Origin of the sequence: Stenotrophomonas sp., from assembly GCF_050737575.1 — a bacterium.
In the GTDB taxonomy this organism is placed as follows: Bacteria; Pseudomonadota; Gammaproteobacteria; order Xanthomonadales; family Xanthomonadaceae; genus Stenotrophomonas.
Genome location: NZ_JBOHXW010000005.1, coordinates 326,930 through 341,438, shown reverse-complemented (window position 1 = coordinate 341,438; position 14,509 = coordinate 326,930). Strand labels below are relative to the sequence as shown.

Below are 14,509 nucleotides of genomic sequence, written 5' to 3'. Positions count from 1 at the left end.
ACAAACATCCGTGCATGTATGTATATTTCCGCCGCTTGCTTTGCAGGAGGGGTTCACTGTGTTTTTCGGTGGCAGCCCTACGGCTGTACCCGTACCGTATGGACACAGTTCCTGGCAGCTGGATGGTTGCCTGCCGCCTTCTGCGAGCGTCATTTTTCCTTTCGAGCCTTCTCATGTCCCGAATCAGCAATTGCCGTGTTCTCGCGCTTTCTCTCGCCTTAACCGTTGCGCTCGTCGCGTGTAAGGGCGGCGGTGAAGCACCTCCACAGGGCGGTCCGGGGCAGGTCACCGTGGTCACCTTGAAGCCGGAGTCGGTCACGCTGACGCGCGAACTGGCCGGCCGTGCCAACAGTTATCAGGTGGCTGAAGTGCGCCCGCAGGTGAGCGGCATTGTTGCCAAGCGCTTGTTCACCGAAGGCACCTTGGTGAAGGAAGGCCAGCCGCTGTATCAGTTGGATGATGCGGCGTACCGCGCGCAGGCCAACAGCGCCCGCGCACAGCTGGCGCGGGCCGAAGCCACGGCCAATGCCGCGCGTCTGGCAGCGCGTCGCAGTGCCGAGTTGGTCAAGAGCAAGGTGATCAGCGTGCAGGACGACGAAAACGCACAGGCCACCTGGAAGCAGGCCGAAGCCGATGTGCTGGCCGCGCGCGCCTCGCTGGATGCGGCCAACGTGACGCTGGGCTATGCCCGCATCACCGCGCCCATCAGCGGCCAGATCGGCAAGTCCTCGGTTACCCAGGGCGCACTGGTCAGTGCCGGTCAGGCAGCGGCGCTGGCGACGATCAACCAGCTTGATCCGATCTATATCGATGTCACCCAGTCCTCGGCCGAGCTGCTGCAGCTGCGCCGTGAGCTGGCTGAAGGCCGCCTGGAAGGCGCATCCGAACTGCCGGTGGACATTCTGCTGGAAGACGGCAGCACCTTCGCGCACAAGGGCAAGCTGGAGTTCTCCGAAGTCAGCGTGGATCCGTCCACCGGCAGCTATGGCCTGCGTGTCCGCGTGGAGAACCCCGAGCAGGTGTTGATGCCCGGCATGTTCGTGCGCGCCGTGCTGGGCAGTGGCGTGCGCCCGAATGCACTGCTGGTGCCGATGCAGGGCATCGCGCGTGACCCGAAGGGTGACACCAGCGCGATGGTGATCGATGCCGAAGGCAAGGTCGCGGTGCGTCCGGTCACGGTCAGTCGTTCCATCGGCGACAAGTGGCTGGTCGAAAGTGGCTTGAAGGCCGGCGACAAGGTCATCGTCGAAGGCCTGCAGAAGATCGGCCCGGGCATGCCGGTACAAGCCACCGAGAAGGGTGCCGAATCCGCCAAGCCTGCTGCTGCCGCGCCTGCGGCGGCGCCGGCTGACACGCAGTAAGCGGAGAACTACATGGCACGTTTCTTTATCGACCGACCCATCTTTGCGTGGGTCATCGCCATCATCATCATGCTGGCCGGCGCATTGGCCATGCTCAAGCTGCCGATCTCCATGTATCCGGAAGTGGCACCGCCTGCGGTGTCGATCTCGGCAAACTATCCGGGTGCTTCGGCCAAGGTGGTCGAAGACTCGGTGACGCAGATCATCGAGCAGAACATGAAAGGCCTGGATGGCCTGATGTACTTCTCGTCCAACAGTTCCTCCAACGGCCAGGCCAGCATCACCCTGACCTTTGAAAGCGGAACCGATTCGGACATCGCCCAGGTGCAGGTGCAGAACAAGCTGCAGCTGGCGATGCCGTTGCTGCCGCAGGAAGTACAGCGCCAGGGCATCAACGTTGCCAAGTCCAGTTCCGGCTTCCTCAACGTCATCGGCTTTGTGTCCGAAGACGGCAGCATGGACGAGAACGACATTTCCGATTACGTCGGCTCCAATGTCGTTGATCCGCTCAGCCGCGTGCCGGGCGTGGGCAGCATCCAGGTGTTCGGTGGCAAGTACGCCATGCGCATCTGGCTGGATCCGAACAAGCTGCAGACCTACAAGGTGTCCGTTGACGAGGTCACCGCCTCGGTCAGGGCGCAGAACGCGCAGGTTGCAGTCGGCCAGTTGGGCGGTGCACCGGCCATCAAGGGCCAGCAGCTCAACGCCACCATCAATGCGCAGGACCGCCTGCAGACGCCGGAGCAGTTCCGCAACATCGTGCTGCGTACCGAAAGCGACGGCTCCACGCTGACGTTGGGCGATGTGGCGCGCGTTGAACTGGGCGCGGAAACCTACGACTTCGTGACCCGCTACAACGGCAAGCCGGCTTCGGGTCTGGCCGTCACCCTGGCCACCGGCGCCAACGCGCTGGAAACGGCCGAGGGCGTGAGCAAGACGCTGGAAGACCTGAAGGCCAACTTCCCGGCCGGCTTGGACGCGGTGATCCCGTACGACACCACGCCGTTCGTGAAGGTCTCGATCAAGGGCGTGGTCAAGACGCTGCTTGAGGCCATCGTGCTGGTGTTCGTGGTGATGTACCTGTTCCTGCAGAACTTCCGCGCCACGTTGATTCCGACCATCGCCGTACCGGTGGTGTTGCTGGGTACCTTCGGCATCCTGTCGGTGCTGGGTTTCTCCATCAACATGCTCACCATGTTCGCGATGGTGCTGGCGATCGGTCTATTGGTCGATGACGCCATCGTGGTGGTGGAGAACGTCGAGCGCATCATGTCCGAGGAAGGGCTGTCGCCGCTGGAAGCCACGCGCAAGTCGATGAGCCAGATCACCGGCGCCTTGGTCGGCATCGGCCTGGTGCTGTCGGCGGTATTCGTGCCGATGGCCTTCATGAGCGGCTCCACCGGCGTTATCTATCGACAGTTCTCAGCGACGATTGTGTCGGCGATGGCGCTGTCGGTGCTGGTCGCCATCGTGCTGACCCCGGCGCTGTGCGCCACCATGCTCAAGCCGCTGAAGAAGGGCGAGCATCACGTTGCACACACGGGTATCTCGGGCCGCTTCTTCAATTGGTTCAACAACGGCTTTGATCGCACCAGCGGCACCTATCAGCGCGGCGTGCGCGGCATTCTCGCCCGCCCGGGCCGCTTCATGACGGTGTTCCTGGCGTTGGCGGTGGTGATGGGCGTGTTGTTCGCGCGCCTGCCCAGCTCGTTCCTGCCCAACGAAGATCAGGGCATCCTGATGGCGCTGGTGCAGGCACCGGTCGGTGCCACGCAGGAGCGCACGCTGGAGTCGATCTACAAGCTGGAAGACCACTTCCTCAACAATGAAAAGGACGCGGTTGAGTCGGTGTTCTCGGTGCAGGGCTTCAGCTTCTCGGGCATGGGCCAGAACTCGGGCATGGCCTTCGTCAAGCTCAAGGATTGGAGCGAGCGCACGCCGGACCAGGGCGTTGGCCCGATCACCGGCCGCGCGATGGCGGCGCTGAGCCAGATCAAGGACGCCTTCATCTTCGCCTTCCCGCCGCCGGCCATGCCGGAGCTGGGTATTGCGTCGGGTTACTCGTTCTTCCTGAAGGACAACGCCGGGCAGGGCCACGAAGCGTTGGTCAATGCGCGTAACCAGCTGCTGGGCATGGCCGGTGAAAGCAAGCTGCTGGCCAACGTGCGTCCCAATGGTCTGGACGACACCCCGCAGCTGCGTCTGGATATCGACGTGGCCAAGGCCGGTGCGCATGGTCTGTCGCTGGACACGATCAACAGCACGCTGGCGACGGCGTGGGGTTCGAGCTACATCGATGACTTCATCGACCGTGGCCGCGTGAAGCGCGTGTATGTGCAGGCCGATGACGGCTTCCGCATGAATCCGGAAGACTTCAACCTGTGGACGGTGAAGAACAACGTCGGCGAGATGGTGCCGTTCTCGGCCTTCGCCAGCCAGCGTTGGGATTACGGCTCGCCGCGTCTGGAGCGTTACAACGGCGTGTCGGCACTGGAAATCCAGGGCGAAGCCGCACCGGGCGTGGCCTCGGGTGACGCGATGCTGGAAGTGGAAAAGCTGGCCAAGAATCTGCCGGCAGGCTTCAGCGTCGAGTGGACCGCCGTGTCGTATCAGGAACGCGAAGCCGGTTCGCAGACGCCGCTGTTGTACACGCTGTCGCTGCTGATCGTGTTCCTGTGTCTGGCGGCCCTGTACGAAAGCTGGTCGGTGCCGACCTCGGTGCTGATGGTTGCACCGTTGGGCATCCTCGGTGCGGTGCTTGCCAACACCATGCGCGGCATGGAGCGCGACGTGTACTTCCAGGTGGCGATGTTGACCACGGTGGGCTTGACCTCGAAGAACGCGATTCTGATCGTGGAGTTCGCCAAGGAACATCTGGAGAAGGGCGCGGGCGTGATCGAGGCGACGATGCATGCGGTACGCGACCGTCTGCGTCCGATCATCATGACCTCGCTGGCGTTCGGCTTGGGCGTGTTGCCGCTGGCGATCGCGTCCGGCGCAGGTTCGGGTGCGCAGCGCGCCATCGGTACCGGCGTGTTGGGCGGCATGGTGGTCGGCACCTTGCTGGGCCTGTTCTTCATCCCGCTGTTCTTCGTGGTGGTGCAGCGCCTGTTCAACCGCAAGCAGCTGGCCAACAATGGCGACCTGCCGCAGTAACGTGCAGCGTCGGCAATACTGAAAACGCCGGGCATTGCCCGGCGTTTTCTTTTGCGGCGTTTGTCGCGGCGGAGATGTAGAGACAGGGCAGCGGTTCGTCGAGCGGCTAGCAGTACGGCGCTTGCCGACCGTGGCCCGGCGCTACGGATTGCGATGGCGGCCCAGCTTCAAAAACGAAAACGCCGAGGCGGGCCCCGGCGTTTTCGTTCGTGCTGCTGACCGCGCGGTCATCGTTCCAGATCCGCGGTTTCCAGCAACTGGGCTTTCTCCACGGCGCCGAGACGCTGCGCGAAAACGGCGAGGCGATTGCACAACTCGGCCTGGTGTTCGGGAAAAGCAGCTACCAGCTCGCGTTGCACCTGCTGGTAGGCGTCCCAGAATGGCGCGGAACTCCGGTAACGGTCGTAGTGCCTCCGCAAACGGTGACTGGCTTCCTGTAGTGACCGACGACTGCGGTGCTGATTGGGCGTGACTTGCATCACTTCACCTCCATGGCAGAGCCCCCTGTGCCTTGGAGCATAACGCGGCGGTCTTACTATTTCGTTGCAGATGTCTCATTTTGGAATGAAACAGGTCAGGCCCCGGTCATTTTTGTCACTCGCCGATGTCTTCATTCCAGATGTCGGGGTTCTCCGCGATGTAGCGTCCCATCATCTCGATGCAGCGGGCGTCGTTCAGGTCGATGATGTTGACCCCGGCCTCGCGCAACCAGTCGATGCCGCCACCGAAGCTGACCGATTCGCCCACCACCACGGTGCCGATGTTGAACTGGCGCACCAGCCCGCTGCAGTACCAGCACGGGGCCAGCGTGGTGACCATGATGGTGTTGCGGTAACCGCGCTGGCGGCCGGCCTTGCGGAAGGCGTCGGTTTCGCCGTGGATGGACGGGTCATCCTCCTGGATGCGGCGGTTGTGGCCGCAGCCGAGCAGGCGGCCATCGTTGTGATACAGCGCCGCACCGATCGGAATGCCGCCTTCGGCCAGGCCCTGGCGGGCTTCGGTGATGGCGGTTTCGAGCAGGGCGCGGTAGTCAGGCGTGGTGATCATGCGGGGTCCTCATGGCGCAGGGCGCGCCGGCAGCGGCCATGATAGCTGCGGCGTTTGGTCGCACCGGCGACGTTGCGCGCCTGCGGTGCGATAATTGCCGGCATGAGCGAATCCCCCTACAAGAGCGGCACCACCCACTTCGGCTTCCGCGATGTACCGGCCAAGGACAAGCAGAAGCTTGTCGGCCAGGTGTTCACCTCCGTGGCCGACAACTACGACCTGATGAACGACTTGATGAGCCTCGGCATTCATCGGTTGTGGAAGCGCTACTTCGTGGCGACCGCACAGGTGAAGCCGGGCGACCGCGCGCTGGATCTGGCTGGTGGCACCGGCGACATCGCAGTGCTGCTGAAAGAGCGCCTGGGCGATGAAGGCAGTGTGGTGCTGGGTGACATCAACGCCGGCATGCTGTCGGTGGGCCGTGACCGGCTGATCAACCGCGGCCATGTGTCCGGCTTTGACTGGGTGCAGTGCAACGCCGAAGCGCTGCCGTTCCCGGACCAGAGTTTTGATCTGGTCACCATCTCCTTCGGCCTGCGCAACGTGACCGACAAGGACGCCGCACTGCGTGAGATGTACCGCGTGCTGAAGGTCGGTGGCCAGGCGCGCGTGCTGGAGTTCTCGGAAGTCACGCTGGACTGGTTCAAGCCGATCTACGACTTCCATTCGTTCAAGGTGCTGCCGAAGCTGGGCAAGCTGTTCGCGCGTGGCGACGGCGACAGCTACCAGTACCTGGCCGAGAGCATCCGCAAGCATCCGCCGCAGGAAGCGCTGAAGGCGATGATGACCGAGGCCGGTTTCGGCCGCTGCCATTACAAGAACCTGAGCGCTGGCATCGTTTCGATCCACTCCGGCTACAAGCTCTGAGGTTGGGTGGGTGTGTAGAGGAAAGGGCGGCCATTGGCCGCTCTTTTCGTATGTGGGAGTGATGATTTGGGCTTTTGGCCCCGGGCCTCGGGCCTCGAGCTTCGGGTTTTGGTTTTTGTTCTTTGCTCTTGGCGCCGTCATTCCCGCGAAGGCGGGGATGATGACTTCAGCTATTCCGACAGGTTTCAAAGCCTCCCGACGCGGCGGATGTCGCACCGCCGCATTCGCCGCGGCCTTTCGGGTTTAAAATCGGCGGCTGTTCCCTGAACTGGTTCCATTCTGATGCGTTCTTCGTTCCTGATGCTGCCCCTGGCCGTGGCGCTTGTCGCCGGTTGCGCCAAAGAACCCGCTGCGCCTACCGTCGACCCCGTCGCCCAGAAGCCTGCCGCCGCCGTGAATTCCGTTAGCCGCAGCCACGATGAAAGCTCCTACGCCGAGCCGGACAAGGTGGTCATCAAGGACCTGGCGCTGGATCTGAAGGTCGATTTCGACGCCAAGCAGATCGGCGGCACCGCCACCTACACGCTGGAGTGGAAGGACAAGGCGGCCACGCAGCTGCTGCTGGACACGCGCGAGCTGACCGTTGAAAAGATCGAAGCCGTTGCCGCCGATGGCGCCGTCTCGCCGCTGCAGTTTGTTCTGGCCCCGGCCGACAAGGTGTTCGGCAGCAAGCTGAGCATTGAAACGCCGCAGCAGCCGGCCACCGTGCGCATCACGTACCACACCGCGCCGACCGCCTCCGGCCTGCAGTGGCTGGAGCCGTCGATGACCGAGGGCAAGAAGCTGCCCTTCATGTTCAGCCAGTCGCAGGCCATCCACGCACGTTCGTGGGTGCCGTTGCAGGACACACCGAGCGTTCGCTTCACCTATAGCGCGCATGTGACCAGCCGCCCGGACGTGATGGTGCTGATGAGCGCCGACAACGATCCCAAGGCCGCGCGTGATGGCGATTACGCCTTCAAGATGCCGCAGCCGATTCCGTCCTATCTGCTGGCCATCGCTGCCGGTGATCTGGTGTTCGAGCCGATCTCCGAGCGTTCCGGCGTGTGGGCCGAGCCGACCATGGTTGGCAAGGCCACCAAGGAGTTCGAGGACACCGAGAAGATGATCGGCGCGGCCGAGAATCTCTACGGCGAATACCGCTGGGGCCGTTACGACATGCTGGTGCTGCCGCCGTCGTTCCCGTTCGGTGGCATGGAAAACCCGCGCCTGACCTTCGCCACCCCGACCGTGATCGTTGGCGACAAGTCGCTGGTGTCGCTGGTCGCGCACGAACTGGCGCATAGCTGGTCCGGCAACCTGGTGACCAATGCGAGCTGGAAGGACATCTGGCTCAACGAAGGCTTCACCACTTATGTGCAGGGCCGCATCACCGAGGCGCTGTACGGCACGGAAATGGCCGAGATGGAGCGTGAGATCGACCAGACCGATCTGCTCAATGAAGTGAAGGACATGAGCCCGGCCGACCAGGCGCTGGCACTGCCGCCGCTCAACGAGCGTGACCCGGACGAAGCGCTGAGCAACGTGGCCTACGTCAAGGGCGCATGGTTCCTGCAGTTCCTGGAGCAGCGTTTTGGTCGTGCGGTGTTTGATCCGTTCCTGCGTGGCTGGTTCAACGACCATGCCTTCCAGAGCGCCAACACCGACCAGTTCGTCGCTTACATGCAGAAGAATCTGCTGCCGAAGAACCCGACCGCAGTGACCGAGGCTGAGCTGAAGGCATGGTTGGAAGAGTCGGGCATCCCGGCGTTCGCCACGAAGGCGCGCTCGCGTAACTTCGCCGTGGTTGACACCGCGCGCATCGCCTTCCTGGGCAGCCCGGAGGTGCCGAACAAGCAGGTGACCAGCGAGTGGGGCACGCAGGAATGGGTGCGCTTCATCGATGGCCTGGGCCAGACCCTGCCGCTGGAAAAGATGGCGCAGCTGGACAAGGCCTATCACTTCACCGGTACGCCGAATGGCGAAATCGCCATGCGCTGGTATCCGCTGGCGATCCGCAGCGGTTACACCGATGCACAGGCCGCTGCGGGTGAGTTCATCCAGACCGTTGGCCGTCGCAAGCTGGTGCTGCCGATCTACGCCGAACTGCTGAAGACGCCGGAAGGTCTGGCCTTCGCCAAGGACGTGTTCGCCAAGGCCAAGCCGGGTTACCACCCGATCACTACCGCCTCGGTGGAAGACATGATCGCCAAGGCTGAAGCCGCACCGAAGCAGGACGCTGCGCCGAAGCAGTAATCGGCCAGAGCGCGAAACAGAACAACGGCGGGCGCAAGCCCGCCGTTGTTGTTTGTGTCGTCGTGTTTTGCCTCGCCCCGCCTGCGCGGGAATGACGGCTTAAGAGCAAAGCCATAGCCAAAAACAAAGCCCAGAGCAAAGCAGACCATGACGCATCGATTCCCCAATCCCCATGTTGTTAAAGTGGACGCCGTCGCGCGGCCACGGCGTCGCGCCCGTTTCCATGGAGCTGCCTGATGAAACCTTTGATCCTTGGCGCGTTGTGCGTCGTCGCGCTCGCCGCCTGCGGCAATCCCGAAGCCGAGCGTCAACAGCAGGAAGCCATTGCTGCACAGGAGCGCGCCCAGCGTGAAGCCGACGCCGAAGGCATTGGCAAGCTGTACGACGCGGCCATCAACGGGGGCGATTGGGAGAAGGCACGCATCCACGGCGCCGCGTTGTTGGATCAATACCCGGATTCGGAAACGTTCAAGCGCATCGAGCCAGGCTTTGCCGAAGTGAAAGCAAAGGCTGAAACCGCGCGCGAACTGCGCCGCATGCAGGCCTTGTGGAACTACAACCAGGTGCCGGTGAAAGGTGGCACGCAGCGTTCGGCGGCGATCTACAGCAAGGATCGCGTCGATGTGGATGGCAGCCCGGCCAAGCAGGTGAACCTGGTGTTCCGCGACCATCCCGAATGGAAGCGTCACGCGTATCTGGTGCTGCAGAGCAGTGATTTCGCCAAGGAGTGCTACCGCAGCTGCCAGGTCAAAGTGAGTCTGGATGGCGGCGCCGCTCGCAACATGGCGGCCAATCGCCCGGACACCGACGAAGCCATCGCCATGTTCATCGTCGACAACCGTGGCTTGTGGCGTCAGGCGCGCCGGGCGAAGGTCATCGAGATCGAGTTCCCGGTGAAGGCCGGCGGCACCCGCAAGGCGGTGTTCGAGGTCGGTGGCCTGGACGGCAGCCAGATGCCGAACTGGGATTGAGCCGGGTGTTCAACGACGCGGCCAACGTCGCCGCCATGAACGCCGTGGGCAACAGCCGCCACTGGGTCTTCGACATGGACGGCACGTTGACCGAGCCGGTGCATGACTTCGCATTGATCCGTCGCGAACTGGGCGTGCCGGCCGAGGCCGACATCCTGGAGCATCTGGCCGCATTGCCCGCGCAGGTGGCGGCACAGCGCCACGCGTGGTTGATGGAGCACGAACATGCACTGGCACTGGCGGCAACGCCGGCGCCGGGCGCGGTGGCGCTGATACGCGCGCTGCATGCCGATGGTTGCCGGTTGGGTATCCTCACCCGCAATGCGCGCGAGCTGGCGCAGGTGACGCTCGCGGCGATTGGTCTGGGCGAGTGCTTTGCCACGGAGGAGATCGTCGGCCGCTGGGAAGTTGAGCCCAAGCCGTCGCCGGCCGGGCTGCAGTTCTTCGTTGAACGCTGGCAGGTGGCGCCAGAAGCGATGCGCATGGTCGGCGATCACTACTACGACCTGGCCACTGCGAAGGCTGCTGGCGTGCCGGGGATTTTGATCAATGTGCCGGATGATCCGTGGCCAGGCATGGCGCAATGGCAGCTACGCGATTGCGCACAGTTGCTGCAGCAGTGGCAGGCGGCAGCGTTGGGGTAGAGCCGAGCCATGCTCGGCTGGGGCGTTACCGGTGAAGCTTCTGCCGAGCGTGGCTCGGCCCTACGGTTAAACAAAAACGGCGCCGAGGCGCCGTTTTTCTTAGAGGCTGTAGCCGAACTGCTGCTTGAACTGGTCGTTGAACTCGGCGAAATCAAACCGCTGGTTCTGGGTGCCGGGATGTTCGACCTTCAGCGCGCCCATCAGGTTGCCCATGCGACCGATGGTCAGCCAGTCATAGCCCTTCTCGATGCCGAAGATCAGGCCGGCGCGGAAGGCGTCGCCGCAACCGGTCGGGTCAACCACGCGGCGCTCGTGCGCCGGCGGAATGTCATAGCTCTTTTCCGGAGTGTGGATGATCGCGCCGCGCGGGCCCTGGGTGGTGATGTAGGCCTTGGTCCGGGCGACGATGTCGGTTTCGCTCCAGCCGGTGCGTTCCTGCAGCAGGTTGGACTCGTAGTCGTTGACCACGACGTAGTCGGCCTGCTCGATGAACGCACGCAGTTCCGGGCCGTTGAACAGCGGCAGCGCCTGGCCCGGATCGAAGATGAAGGGAATGCCGCATTCCACGAACTCGGCGGCGTTCTGGATCATGCCGTCGCGGCCATCCGGCGCGACGATGCCGAAGGTGACGCCCGGCACGTCCTTCACGTGGTTGTCGTGCGAACGCATCATCGCGCCCGGGTGGAAGGCGGTGATCTGGTTGTTGTCGTGGTCGGTGGTGATGAAGCACTGCGGGGTGAACATGTCCTCCAGCACCCGCACCTGGCTCAGGTCGATGCCCATCCGCTCGAAGTGCTCACGGTACGGACCGAAATCCTGGCCCACGGTGCCCATCGGGATCGGGCTGCCGCCCAGCAGCTTCAGGTTGTAAGCGATGTTGCCTGCGCAACCGCCCAGTTCGCGACGCATGCGCGGCACCAGGAACGACACGTTCAGGATGTGAACTTTGTCCGGCAGAATGTGGTTCTTGAACTGGTCCGGGAACACCATGATGGTGTCAAAGGCAAGGGAACCACAGATCAAAGCGGACATCGCGAACAGGCCTATGCGAAAAAGGGGAAGTCGCCGCCATGCACGCGCAGGCAGCTCGGCGCGATTGGCGCCAAAGCGCGTAAGGTTACCGGCTGCAACGGCGCACGGCCAGAACTGAATCTGTACGTTGGCTGCGGGAATGGCCGCGGAGGCCCGAAATTACAAGGATTTCCCTTGCTCGGGCCATGGTGGGTTGATAGGCTAACCGCCCTCAATTTCTGCCCATTTTTTCGCCAACCGGCGTGGGCACGACACCCGTCAGGATCACTTCCCAGATGTTCAAGAAGCTGCGTGGCATGTTCTCCAATGACCTGTCCATTGACCTGGGCACGGCCAACACCCTTATTTACGTGCGCGGCCAGGGAATCGTACTGAACGAACCGTCGGTCGTGGCGGTGCGCCAGGACCGTGCCATCGGTGGCACCCGCTCGGTGGCTGCCGTCGGCGCCGAGGCCAAGCAGATGCTCGGCCGTACCCCGGGCCATATCACCACCATCCGCCCGATGAAGGACGGCGTCATCGCCGACTTCACCTACACCGAGGCGATGCTCAAGCACTTCATCAAGAAAGTGCACAAGTCGCGCTTCCTGCGTCCGAGCCCGCGCGTGCTGGTCTGCGTGCCGGCCGGCTCCACCCAGGTCGAGCGCCGCGCCATCAAGGAATCGGCCGAAGAGGCCGGTGCACGTGATGTGTTCCTGATCGAAGAGCCGATGGCCGCTGCGATTGGTGCCGGCATGCCGGTCACCGAGGCGCGCGGTTCGATGGTCATCGACATCGGCGGCGGCACCACCGAAGTGGCGGTGATCTCGCTCAACGGCATCGTCTATTCGGCCTCCGTGCGCATTGGCGGCGACCGCTTCGACGAGTCGATCACCAATTACGTGCGCCGCAACCACGGCATGCTGATCGGTGAAGCCACCGCCGAGCGCATCAAGGTGGAGCTGGGCTGCGCCTACCCGCAGGCGGAAGTGATCGAGATGGAAATCTCCGGCCGCAACCTCGCCGAGGGTGTGCCGAAGATGATCAAGATCAGCTCCAACGAAGTGCTGGAAGCCCTGCACGAGCCGCTGTCGGGCATCGTCTCGGCGGTCAAGCTGGCGCTGGAACAGACCCCGCCGGAACTGTGCGCCGACGTCGCCGAGCGCGGCATCGTGCTGACCGGTGGTGGCGCACTGCTGCGTGACATGGACCGCTTGATCTCCGAGGAAACCGGCCTGCATGTGCAGGTGGCCGATGACCCGTTGACCTGCGTGGCCCGCGGTGGCGGTCGTGCGCTGGAGCTGGTGGACATGCACGGCAACGAGTTCTTCGCACCGGAGTGAGGCGGGGATCAGGGAAATGGGGAACCGGGAATGTGAGAACGCTGGTTTCGGCCTTCCTGCCGGCGTGCAGTCCCTTTTGCGGCTTGCCGCAGAAATGGGGCGTGGACGCCGGGAAGCGGGAATGACGCAGTATCGGTTTTCGACGTTTCCGGCGGTTTTTTGCCCTTTCCCCGCTCCATCGATTCCATCGATTCAGCCCGTTGCATGCGTTGAAGTCCGGCGGACTCGCCGGCCCGCATTGCCCATTTCCCGTTTCCTGTTCCCAGTGTCCACTTCGTGCCCCCTTACGCCGGTCCTCCCGTAGCTTCCCGACAGGGCGACGCCAGCAGCACGCTGCGCTTGCTGGCGTACCTGGCGTTGGCCATCACCTTGATCGTGCTCGACAACCAGGGCGGCTGGCTGTCGCGCCTGCGGATGCAGGCCACGCTGGTGGTGCAGCCGATCTGGGCGCTGGCCGGGCTGCCGGGCCGCTTGGGTGCCACGGTCAAGGACAACGCGGCCAGCCACGGCCAGCTGGTCACCGAAAACCGCGAGCTGCGCAATCAGTTGCTGGTCGCCAACGCGCGCCTGACCCGCCTGCAGACCGCCGCGCTGGACAACGCCCAGCTGCGCGAACTGTTGAACGTGTCCGAACGTGCCGGCCTGGACGTACAGCTGGCGCCGATTCTGGATATCGACCTGGACCCGGTGAAGCAGCGGCTGGTGCTGGATTCAGGCAGCCGCGACGGCGTTCGCGTTGGCCAGGCCGTGATCGATGCCGGCGGGTTGATGGGGCAGGTGATCGTGGTGACGCCCGGTCATTCCACCGTGTTGCTGCTGACCGACCCCGACCACGCGGTGCCGGTGACGGTGGCGCGCAACGGCGTGCGGCTGATTGCCTACGGCCGTGGTGACCGTGTGGAGCTGCGTGACATCCCGCTCAGTGCGGGCGTGGAAGTGGGCGATGACATCGTCACTTCCGGCCTCGGTGGGCGATTCCCGGCCGGCTTCCCGGTCGGCAAGATTCTCAAGCTGCGCCCCGACGACACCCACGCCTTCCTGGTGGGCGAACTGGAGCCGGCGGCCAAGCTCGACCGTGGTCGCAACGTGTTGCTGCTGCGTTCGGTGGCCAGCGTGCCGCAGTTGCCGGTCACCACCGGGCTGGAACCGTCACCGCAGTCCGCTGCGACGAACGATGTGGCCGTGCCGGCTACCGGCGCCGGCCTGACGCCGTCTCACCGACCGACCTCTGACGTGACGCAGCCTGCGCCAGCGCAGACCACCACGCCCAATCAAGTGCCAGTCACAACGTCGCCCGACACCACCAGCCAACCCGCGCCGACCACGGTTGTGCCGCCAGCAAACACGCCGGCACAGGCAACGCCTGCCGCGTCGCCGGAGCTGCGCCGATGAGCCGCCCCCGCACCAAAGGCTGGGTGTTGCCGGCCAGCATTGCGTTGGCATTGTTGTTGGGGCTGGTGCCGCTGCCGGAACTGCTGCTGCCGGCGCGCCCGTATTGGTTGGCGCTGGTGTTGGCCTTTTGGGTGATCGAGACGCCCGACCGGGTCGGCCTGGGCTTTGCCTTCTGCATCGGCGTGCTGGCCGACGTGATGTTTGGCGGCATTCTCGGCGAGCAGGCGCTGCGGCTGGTGGTGATGGCCTTCATCCTGCAGCGCTTCCGCGCGCGGCTACGCTTCTTCCCGTTGTCGCAACAGGCGCTGGCCATCGGCGGGCTGTTGTTCAATGACCGCGTGATTGATGCGGCCATCCATCTGCTGGCCGATGAGCCGCCGCTGCCCTGGAGTTACTGGTGGGCGCCGCTGCTCGGCATGGCGCTGTGGCTCCCGCTGTATGCGCTGCTGGATGCGCTGCGGCTGGGCAAGCGCGGTCGCTGA

The 14,509-nt window shown here is 63.9% G+C and carries 12 protein-coding genes; 10 read left to right on the top strand and 2 right to left on the bottom strand.

Annotation, left to right across the window (positions count from 1 at the left end; all coding sequences use genetic code 11):
- Positions 1–173 precede the first annotated feature (173 nt).
- From ACREP4_RS12060 to ACREP4_RS12050, 3 genes are all read left to right on the top strand, one after another.
- Positions 174–1,361 carry an efflux RND transporter periplasmic adaptor subunit gene (locus tag ACREP4_RS12060; protein WP_431596420.1) on the top strand — a complete coding sequence of 396 codons (1,188 nt, stop codon included), beginning with the start codon at positions 174–176 and terminating at the stop codon, positions 1,359–1,361.
- A gap of 12 nt (positions 1,362–1,373) precedes the next feature.
- Positions 1,374–4,517, top strand: coding sequence for a multidrug efflux RND transporter permease subunit SmeE (gene smeE, locus ACREP4_RS12055; protein ID WP_431596419.1), 3,144 nt, complete (start codon positions 1,374–1,376; stop codon positions 4,515–4,517).
- Between the two features lie 209 nt (positions 4,518–4,726).
- The gene (locus ACREP4_RS12050; RefSeq protein WP_431596418.1) at positions 4,727–4,957 is read left to right on the top strand and encodes a hypothetical protein; all 231 of its coding nucleotides are present in this window, start codon (positions 4,727–4,729) and stop codon (positions 4,955–4,957) included.
- 154 nt (positions 4,958–5,111) lie between these two features.
- Here ACREP4_RS12050 and ACREP4_RS12045 read toward each other — a convergent pair whose 3' ends face one another.
- Positions 5,112–5,564 carry a nucleoside deaminase gene (locus ACREP4_RS12045; RefSeq protein ID WP_431596417.1) on the bottom strand — a complete coding sequence of 151 codons (453 nt, stop codon included), beginning with the start codon at positions 5,562–5,564 and terminating at the stop codon, positions 5,112–5,114.
- Positions 5,565–5,666: 102 nt separating this feature from the next.
- Between ACREP4_RS12045 and ubiE the strand changes: the two genes are divergently transcribed.
- The 4 genes from ubiE (at position 5,667) to ACREP4_RS12025 (ending at position 10,281) form a co-directional block, all read left to right on the top strand.
- A complete protein-coding gene (gene ubiE / locus ACREP4_RS12040; RefSeq protein WP_431596416.1) occupies positions 5,667–6,431 on the top strand; it encodes a bifunctional demethylmenaquinone methyltransferase/2-methoxy-6-polyprenyl-1,4-benzoquinol methylase UbiE in 765 nt (254 codons plus the stop codon).
- 282 nt (positions 6,432–6,713) lie between these two features.
- A complete protein-coding gene (locus ACREP4_RS12035; protein WP_431596415.1) occupies positions 6,714–8,666 on the top strand; it encodes a M1 family metallopeptidase in 1,953 nt (650 codons plus the stop codon).
- A 236-nt stretch (positions 8,667–8,902) separates the two neighbouring features.
- Positions 8,903–9,637 carry a hypothetical protein gene (locus ACREP4_RS12030; RefSeq protein WP_431596414.1) on the top strand — a complete coding sequence of 245 codons (735 nt, stop codon included), beginning with the start codon at positions 8,903–8,905 and terminating at the stop codon, positions 9,635–9,637.
- A gap of 35 nt (positions 9,638–9,672) precedes the next feature.
- On the top strand, positions 9,673–10,281 hold the full coding sequence (locus tag ACREP4_RS12025) for an HAD family hydrolase (RefSeq protein ID WP_431596477.1): 609 nt from the start codon (positions 9,673–9,675) through the stop codon (positions 10,279–10,281).
- A gap of 99 nt (positions 10,282–10,380) precedes the next feature.
- Here the strand turns inward: ACREP4_RS12025 and ACREP4_RS12020 are convergent, their stop codons facing one another.
- Positions 10,381–11,313 (bottom strand): carbohydrate kinase family protein, encoded by a 933-nt coding sequence (locus tag ACREP4_RS12020; RefSeq protein WP_431596413.1) that lies wholly within the window; start codon positions 11,311–11,313, stop codon positions 10,381–10,383.
- 275 nt (positions 11,314–11,588) lie between these two features.
- Between ACREP4_RS12020 and ACREP4_RS12015 the strand changes: the two genes are divergently transcribed.
- The 3 genes from ACREP4_RS12015 to mreD all read left to right on the top strand — a co-directional run bounded on the left by ACREP4_RS12015 (position 11,589) and on the right by mreD (position 14,509).
- Positions 11,589–12,635 carry a rod shape-determining protein gene (locus ACREP4_RS12015; protein ID WP_353099466.1) on the top strand — a complete coding sequence of 349 codons (1,047 nt, stop codon included), beginning with the start codon at positions 11,589–11,591 and terminating at the stop codon, positions 12,633–12,635.
- A gap of 276 nt (positions 12,636–12,911) precedes the next feature.
- Positions 12,912–14,027: a rod shape-determining protein MreC gene (gene mreC, locus ACREP4_RS12010; RefSeq protein WP_431596412.1), complete on the top strand. Its 1,116-nt coding sequence runs from the start codon at positions 12,912–12,914 to the stop codon at positions 14,025–14,027.
- On the top strand, positions 14,024–14,509 hold the full coding sequence (gene mreD / locus ACREP4_RS12005; RefSeq protein WP_431596411.1) for a rod shape-determining protein MreD: 486 nt from the start codon (positions 14,024–14,026) through the stop codon (positions 14,507–14,509). The genes mreC and mreD overlap by 4 nt, the downstream gene beginning before the upstream one ends.

Bases quoted from the DNA above. Each gene is read 5' to 3' on its own strand.
- ACREP4_RS12060 (WP_431596420.1), top strand. From the start codon at position 174: ATGTCCCGAATCAGCAATTGCCGTGTTCTCGCGCTTTCTCTCGCCTTA.
- smeE (WP_431596419.1), top strand. From the start codon at position 1,374: ATGGCACGTTTCTTTATCGACCGACCCATCTTTGCGTGGGTCATCGCC.
- ACREP4_RS12045 (WP_431596417.1), bottom strand. From the start codon at position 5,564: ATGATCACCACGCCTGACTACCGCGCCCTGCTCGAAACCGCCATCACC.
- ubiE (WP_431596416.1), top strand. From the start codon at position 5,667: ATGAGCGAATCCCCCTACAAGAGCGGCACCACCCACTTCGGCTTCCGC.
- ACREP4_RS12035 (WP_431596415.1), top strand. From the start codon at position 6,714: ATGCGTTCTTCGTTCCTGATGCTGCCCCTGGCCGTGGCGCTTGTCGCC.
- ACREP4_RS12030 (WP_431596414.1), top strand. From the start codon at position 8,903: ATGAAACCTTTGATCCTTGGCGCGTTGTGCGTCGTCGCGCTCGCCGCC.
- ACREP4_RS12025 (WP_431596477.1), top strand. From the start codon at position 9,673: ATGAACGCCGTGGGCAACAGCCGCCACTGGGTCTTCGACATGGACGGC.
- ACREP4_RS12020 (WP_431596413.1), bottom strand. From the start codon at position 11,313: ATGTCCGCTTTGATCTGTGGTTCCCTTGCCTTTGACACCATCATGGTG.
- ACREP4_RS12015 (WP_353099466.1), top strand. From the start codon at position 11,589: ATGTTCAAGAAGCTGCGTGGCATGTTCTCCAATGACCTGTCCATTGAC.
- mreD (WP_431596411.1), top strand. From the start codon at position 14,024: ATGAGCCGCCCCCGCACCAAAGGCTGGGTGTTGCCGGCCAGCATTGCG.